This window comes from Promicromonospora kroppenstedtii DSM 19349 (assembly GCF_000515355.1).
Classification (GTDB): Bacteria; Actinomycetota; Actinomycetes; order Actinomycetales; family Cellulomonadaceae; genus Promicromonospora; species Promicromonospora kroppenstedtii.
In genome coordinates, this window is record NZ_KI911724.1 from 47,408 (window position 1) to 53,752 (window position 6,345).

Consider the following 6,345-nt stretch of genomic DNA (forward strand, 5'->3'; position numbering starts at 1 on the left):
TGGACGGCGCGGCCGTGCGGGGCGCCGGGCTCCGGCGGCCGCATGGACTCGAGCACCAGTGCCCCGGCGACGACGGTCACGGCGCAGGTCAGCGCCTCGGGATCGACGTCGGGCAGGGGATGCCGGTCGAGCACCACCCCGGGCGGCGGCGCGCCGTCGACCCGCAGGTGCGGCAGCAGGAGGACGACGTCGAGGAACGAGGCGCCGTGCGACGGCATGAACCAGTCCACGGCGTGGGCGCTGGTCGCGTCCCAGCCGTGGTCGGTGATCAGGATCGACTCCCGGCGCAGCGCGCCGTGCACCAGGCTCTTGCCCGACATCGCCTCGCCGGCGTAACCGGCGATGTCGGCCAGGTGCTCGACCTTGTCGGACAGCCACGGTGTGAACGCCGACAGCCCGGCCGGCCGCATCGCGGCGATCGTGGCCCAGGCGCCCACGTCGATCTGGTCCAGCGCGTCGGGCAGGCCCGGGGGCGCCTCGGTCGAGCCGATCTGGATCGCGAGCTCGACGGCGGCCGCGAGGTCGGCGTCGTCCCAGGGATCACGCGGCGGGCGGATGGGCTCGTTGCGGTAGCCGAGCACCACCCAGCGGCCCGCTCCGGGAAGCTCCTCGTCGACGTACCACTCGCGCTCGAGGCTGGGCACGTCCTCGGGCAGCGTGGCGAGCGATGCCGCCTCGGCGGCCATGCGGTCCTGGGTCACCGGGGCCTCCGGCCCCACTGCCCGTACGATCGACCGGCCCGACGCCGTCTGGAGCACCTCGAGCGGGGCCAGGTCCGTTCCGCTCATGGGGGCCGAACCGATCACGCGGCCCCCCATCGACTCGCTGACACGAGAACGGACAGACGGGGGTAGATCGGACCAAGCCGGTCGCCGCACAGCGCTCATGGCCGGAGTGTGCCGAACTGCGCTTTCACCCGCAAACCACAGTCCGTGTTGCGAGAATCAGGCGGATCAGAAACCGAGCCTGGTCTGCAGCCACGCTACGGCGGTGCGCGCCAGGCGGTGCTGGTAGGCCCGCAGCTCCGGCATGTCCACGGGCGGCGAGTCCATCGACGACTTCACGTAGTGGCCGGCGAGCACCGCGATCCAGCACGTGACCGCGTCCCGCTCCGTGCCGGGCGGCAGGCCGTACCGGCGCAGGGTGGCCTCGGGCGGCGGCCCGTCGTTGGTGCGTACGTGCAGCAGCATGGAGACCAGGTCGAGGTACGGCGCGCCGACGCTGCCGCGGATCCAGTCCGTCACCAGCGGCTTCTCCCCGAGCCGCGCGGGCAGCAGCACGTTCTGCACCCGCAGGGTGCCGTGCTGCAGGCTCTTGCCGGCGATCGCCTGGGGGGCGTGCGCGGCGATCTCCGCGAGCCCCTCCAGCCGGTTGGCGAGCCACGGCGAGTGGTTGGCGAGGCCGGCGGGCCGCTTGTCGGCGAGGTACTCCCACGAGTCCGTGGGGAAGACCCGCTCCTCGGGGAGGAACATCGGGTCGGCGGGCGCCTCGACCTCCCCGATCCCACGCACGATCTTGACCATGGTCGCGACGTCCTCCTCCGGGAAGGACGGGTCGATCGGCCGCACGTTGGACTTCATCGCGTAACCGACAGCGACCCAGGTGCCGAGGTTCGGCAGCACGTCGTCCAGCGACCAGAGGAGCTCGGGGTGCGGCGCCGCGGCGGGCAGCAGCGGCGAGAGCGCGATCTCCTGCCGCAGGAAGTTCAGCGGGCCCGGCTGCTCGGTGCCGATCGCCTTGACGAAGACGTGGCCCTTCGTGGTCTGCACCTCGAAGCGCGCGCCGGGCAGGATCCCGGAGTCGTCGGGGTGCCGCGCGGCGATCACGCGGGCGCCGAGCAGATCGGTGATGCGGTCGCGCAGCACGGGCGGAAGCTCACGCCATCCGGGACGCAGGGCAGGGCTCACTGCGGCATCTTGTCGAACATGTCCCCTGGCAGCAAGGAACCGATGCGAAATTCGCCCGCTATGCCGGGTTGGCCCCTCGCCTTTGAGGCCTAAGTTTCTTCGCTTTGAGGCGCCTCAAAGCGAAGAAACTTAGGCCTCGAAAAAAGGAGGGTCGTCAGTCGCGGGTCAGCTTGCGGTACGTGACCCGGTGCGGGCGCGCCGCGTCCGCACCCAGGCGCTCGACCTTGTTGGCCTCGTACGACTCGAAGTTGCCCTCGAACCAGTACCAGTTCGCCGGGTTCTCCTCGGTGCCCTCGTAGGCCAGGATGTGCGTGGCCACTCGGTCGAGGAACCACCGGTCGTGGGAGACCACGACGGCGCAGCCCGGGAACTCCAGCAGGGCGTTCTCCAGCGAGCCGAGGGTCTCGACGTCGAGGTCGTTGGTGGGCTCGTCGAGCAGCAGCAGGTTGCCGCCCTGCTTGAGCGTCAGCGCCAGGTTGAGGCGGTTGCGCTCACCACCCGACAGCACGCCGGCGGGCTTCTGCTGGTCCGGGCCCTTGAACCCGAACGACGCCACGTAGGCGCGCGACGGGATCTCGACGTTGCCGACCTTGATGAAGTCGAGCCCGTCGGACACGACCTCCCACAGCGTCTTCTTGGGGTCGATGCCACCGCGTGACTGGTCGACGTAGGAGATCGACACGGTCTCGCCGACCTTCAGCTCGCCGCCGTCGAGCGGCTCCAGGCCGACGATCGTCTTGAAGAGCGTGGTCTTGCCGACGCCGTTCGGACCGATGACGCCCACGATGCCGTTGCGCGGCAGCGTGAACGACAGGCCGTCGATCAGCACGCGGTCGTCGAAGCCCTTCTTCAGGCCGGTGGCCTCCAGCACCAGCGAGCCCATTCGCGGGCCCGCGGGGATCTGGATCTCCTCGAAGTCGAGCTTCTTGGTGCGCTCCGCCTCGGCAGCCATCTCCTCGTAGCGGGCCAGGCGGGCCTTGGACTTGGTCTGGCGGCCCTTGGCGTTGGACCGCACCCACTCCAGCTCCTCCTTGAGGCGCTTGGAGAGCTTGGCGTCCTTCTTGCCCTGGACCTCCAGGCGCGCCTGCTTCTTCTCGAGGTACGTCGAGTAGTTGCCCTCGTACGGGTAGAGGCGTCCGCGGTCGACCTCGCAGATCCACTCCGCGACGTGGTCGAGGAAGTACCGGTCGTGGGTCACGGCGAGCACGGCGCCCGCGTAGGACGCGAGGTGCTGCTCGAGCCACAGCACCGACTCGGCGTCGAGGTGGTTGGTCGGCTCGTCCAGGAGCAGCAGGTCGGGCTTCTCCAGGAGCAGCTTGCACAGCGCGACGCGGCGGCGCTCACCACCGGAGAGCACCGACACGTCGGCGTCCGGCGGCGGGCAGCGCAGGGCGTCCATCGCCTGCTCGAGCTGGGAGTCGAGGTCCCACGCGTCTGCCGCGTCGATGTCCTCCTGGAGCGTGCCCATCTCGGCCAGCAGCGCGTCGAAGTCCGCGTCGGGCTGGGCCATGAGCTCGGAGATCTCGTCGAACCGCGCCTTCTTGGCCAGGATCTCGCCGACGGCCTCCTGAACGTTGCCGAGGACCGTCTTCTCCTCGTTCAGCGGCGGCTCCTGCTGCAGGATGCCCACGGTGTAGCCGGGCGACAGGCGGGCGTCGCCGTTGCTCGGCGTGTCCAGCCCGGCCATGATCTTGAGGATCGTGGACTTACCGGCGCCGTTCGGCCCGACGACGCCGATCTTGGCGCCGGGCAGGAAGTTCAGCGACACGTCATCGAGGATGACCTTGTCGCCGTGCGCCTTGCGCGCCTTGTACATGGAGTAGATGTATTCAGCCACTGCCTGTGTTCCACCGTTCACAGAAGGTACGTCGGATGGGGTGCGCTCTCGCGGAGCGGGTGCCAGGGTTCGTCCGCGCAGGAGAACCCTGGCACCCGCGGACCGCTGAGCACGACTGGCACCAGCCTACGCGGTCACCAGCTCCCGCTGCCCGACGCCCGCCTCGTCGTCCTCACGCTCCGGCGCCTCCGGGGCGCCGACGCCGAACGGGTCGACCGGCAGGCCGTCCGCGTCCCGCGGCGCGGGCGCCAGCGCCTCGTGGTGCACGACCCGCGAGTACTCGACCTTGCCCCGGGTCGCGTCCACGCCGACCCCGGTCGCCTGGATCACGAGGGTCGAGCGCTGGACCCCCTCGGCGGTCTCCCACTGCTCGACCTCCAGCCGGCCCGTGACGACCACCGGGTCGCCCTTGCGCACCGACCTGGCGAGGTTCACCGCGGCCGTCCTCCAGGTCTTCACCGAGAACCACAGCGTGGGGCCGTCGGTCCAGTCGCCGTCCTCGTTCATGAAGCGCCGCGTGCTGCCCACGCGGAGCATCGCGTACTCCTTGCCCTTGCCCGTGTGCAGCGCGGGGGTGTTGCCGGCGCGGCCGGAGACGGTCACCGTCACGTCGTTCATGGAGCCCTCCTGGGTGTCCCGGACCGGCCCTCGCGGCCGGTCCGTACCCAGCATCAGGCGCGGACGGAGCGCAGATCCGTCAGCCGGGCACCACCTGTGGACGAAACCCGGATCTGGCTGCCTGTGGTCGGGTTCTCTTCCACACGGAGCGGTACGGAGGGTCCGTCATCCCGCGCACTCTGTGCGAGCTCGCGTACCGCACGGTGCTCGTCGAGCAGCTTCTGGGTGGGCACACCGAGGGTCTGCTGCAGCACTCTCTCCAGGGCGGCACGGCCCGAGGCGATGACGCCCTGCGCCCGGCGGGCGGCCAGCGCGCGCCGCATCTGCATCGCCACGAGGAACACCACGAGCGCCGCGACGGCGGCCACGACCGCGAGCACGCCGAGCACGGTCGTCCACGTGTCCCCGACGGGCAGGATCCCCATGGACGCCAGCACCGTCGCGATCCCGAGCAGGACCGCCAGCAGCACGGCGCCGAGCGCGAGCCGCCGGGTGAGCGGCTGCGTCGTAGGGCCGCGGGTGTCCAGGGTGATGCCCTGCAGCGCCGCCGACACCGCGCTCGCGACGTCCCGGGCGCTGGCCACGCTCTCGGCGAGCGACCGCTGCCAGCCGGGCTTGAGCGACTCCCCCGAGCCCGTCAGCCAGCGCGACCTGGACAGCGCGATCGAGTCGGGGTCGGGGTTGCGGAACTCGGGCGAGCCGTAGCCGTTACGGACCGCCGCGCCGACCTGCGCGGCGACGGACTCCAGCCCGGCGGCACGCGCCAGGGCGTCGACCTCGCGCTCCAGGACGGTGTCGATGTGCCACGGCACCTCGGCCGGCGTCTGGCTCAGCAGCAGCGTCGCGGCGGCGTCCAGCTCGCCCGCGGCGCGACCGGCCGAGACCGACCGGCGGGCCACGGTCTGTTCCAGCAGCCCGCGCAGGTCGTCGATGCCGATGTCCGTCTTGCTCGACGCCGCGATGACCGGCACGTCGTCCAGGCCGTCGTCCCGCAGCAGCCGCTTCACGTCGTTGACCAGGTTGTCGCGCTGCCCCACGGGCACCGTGTCGATCTGGTTGAGCACGACCACGGTCGAGGCCCGCATGCCGGACGAGTCGCGCAGGTAGCCGGTGTGCAGGGCGTCGTCGGCGTACTTCTGCGGGTCCACCACCCAGACCAGCAGGTCCACGAGCGGCAGCACCTTGTCCACGACCTCGCGGTGGCCGGGGGCCACCGAGTCGTGGTCGGGCAGGTCGAGCAGCACGAGCCCGCTCAGGGCCGCCTCGTCGGCGGAGTCCAGCTCGCCCGCCCGGGTGATGCGGCGTTCGCGCTCCACTCCGAGCCAGTCGAGCAGCGTCGCGGCGTCGTCGCTCCACGAGCACGCGGTGACCTTGGCGGTGGTGGGGCGCTTGACGCCGACGTCGGCGAAGGTCAGCCGGGAGATCTTGTTGAAGGTGCTCGACTTGCCCGAACCGGTGCCTCCGGCGAGCGCCACGACGGTGTGGTCGACGCCGAGCGCGAGCCGTTCGCGCACGCCGGCGACCGAGCTGGCGACCTTGCCGAACACGGTGTCGTCGAGGCGGGACCCGGCGATCTGGAGGGCGCGGCCCAGGTCCTCGGTGCGAGCGCCGAGGGTCGCGTCGTGGCTCGTCATGTCAGCCTCCTGAGCTCGGCCAGCCGCACGCGGAGCGGAGCGGCCGCGTCGTCGGCTAGCGCGGGGACGTCAAGGGCACTCTGGACAGAACGGGCCTCTTCCGCAACCGCTAGCGCGACCTGGTCGGCAAGTTCGCCCTGCAGTTCCTCGATCGCGTCGCCCGCTGTCTCGCCGAGGACGCGGTCGAGGAGCGTCATGGAGTCCTCGTTGCCGAGCGCGACCGCCTGCAGGAGGGCGGCCAGCCCCTGGTCGCCGAAGGCCTTGCGGGCGCCGGCGGCCCGGAGGGCGGCCTCGGAGCCCGCGCTGTCGGGGTCGGAGTCGGCCATGCGCCCGACGACGTCGTCGGCCC

At 71.4% G+C, this 6,345-nt stretch carries 5 protein-coding genes and 1 pseudogene; all 6 read right to left on the bottom strand.

Translation table 11 applies throughout. From position 1 onward, the window contains the following. A partial coding sequence (locus PROKR_RS35705) for a hypothetical protein (protein WP_169736496.1) occupies window positions 1–788 on the bottom strand: 788 nt, incomplete at its 3' end. A gap of 165 nt (window positions 789–953) precedes the next feature. Next, window positions 954–1,907 (bottom strand): phosphotransferase, encoded by a 954-nt coding sequence (locus PROKR_RS21025; protein WP_169736497.1) that lies wholly within the window; start codon window positions 1,905–1,907, stop codon window positions 954–956. Window positions 1,908–2,061: 154 nt separating this feature from the next. Then, complete coding sequence (gene ettA, locus PROKR_RS21030) at window positions 2,062–3,744, bottom strand: energy-dependent translational throttle protein EttA (protein WP_036966876.1); 1,683 nt, start codon at window positions 3,742–3,744, stop codon at window positions 2,062–2,064. A 126-nt stretch (window positions 3,745–3,870) separates the two neighbouring features. After that, a complete protein-coding gene (locus tag PROKR_RS21035) occupies window positions 3,871–4,362 on the bottom strand; it encodes a single-stranded DNA-binding protein (RefSeq protein WP_051433207.1) in 492 nt (163 codons plus the stop codon). A gap of 53 nt (window positions 4,363–4,415) precedes the next feature. Then, complete coding sequence (locus PROKR_RS21040; protein ID WP_036966878.1) at window positions 4,416–5,996, bottom strand: GTP-binding protein; 1,581 nt, start codon at window positions 5,994–5,996, stop codon at window positions 4,416–4,418. Then, window positions 5,993–6,345 (bottom strand): annotated as a pseudogene (locus PROKR_RS21045) (GTPase); the annotation flags it as partial. The gene PROKR_RS21040 and the pseudogene PROKR_RS21045, both read right to left, overlap by 4 nt.

Coding starts and splice junctions, on each gene's coding strand:
- PROKR_RS21040 (WP_036966878.1), bottom strand. CDS start 5,996: ATGACGAGCCACGACGCGACCCTCGGCGCTCGCACCGAGGACCTGGGC.
- PROKR_RS21035 (WP_051433207.1), bottom strand. CDS start 4,362: ATGAACGACGTGACGGTGACCGTCTCCGGCCGCGCCGGCAACACCCCC.